General features: G+C 43.2%; 1 protein-coding gene. It reads left to right on the top strand.

Going from position 1 to position 482, the window contains the following annotated elements:
* Nucleotides 1-482, top strand: a 482-nt coding sequence (locus tag HC175_RS17965; protein ID WP_209310069.1) for a 5'-nucleotidase C-terminal domain-containing protein, incomplete at both ends; no start/stop codon positions are given.

The following is a 482-nucleotide window of genomic DNA, read 5'->3' as shown; positions in this document are numbered from 1 at the left end:
ACAGGCAATACAAAACTGAAAGTTCTTTTGATAAACTCGTTGGAAATTTGCTTCGTAAGGAATATGATGCAGAAATCGCTTTTTTACCGGGAGTAGGTTATGGCATCTCCCTCCAGGGAGAGATTACACGTGAAAACCTGTACCGGCTTATTCCACATCCTCCAAAGGTTGCTACCCTTAGCCTTACTGGAAAACAGGTCAAGGCTACCCTGGAGCAAACCGCAACCAATCAAAAACCCGGGGATAAATATGAGGTAGTGGGCGGCCTGCTCCAAAGTAGCGGAGTCAGCTATACCCTGGATTATTCTAAAACTATCGGCGATCGCATAAATGGTGTGCAGGTTAATGGAAAAGATCTTGATCCTGAAAAAGAATATAAGATCGTTACTCACAGCGGGATGCTAAAGGGGCTGCATCGCTATGATGAAATTGGAAAAGGGAAAAATATCGACAGGAAAGATATTCAACTAAACGAATTTGTC

The organism is Salinimicrobium oceani (genome assembly GCF_012037645.1).
This window is presented reverse-complemented; position numbering and strand designations above follow the sequence as displayed.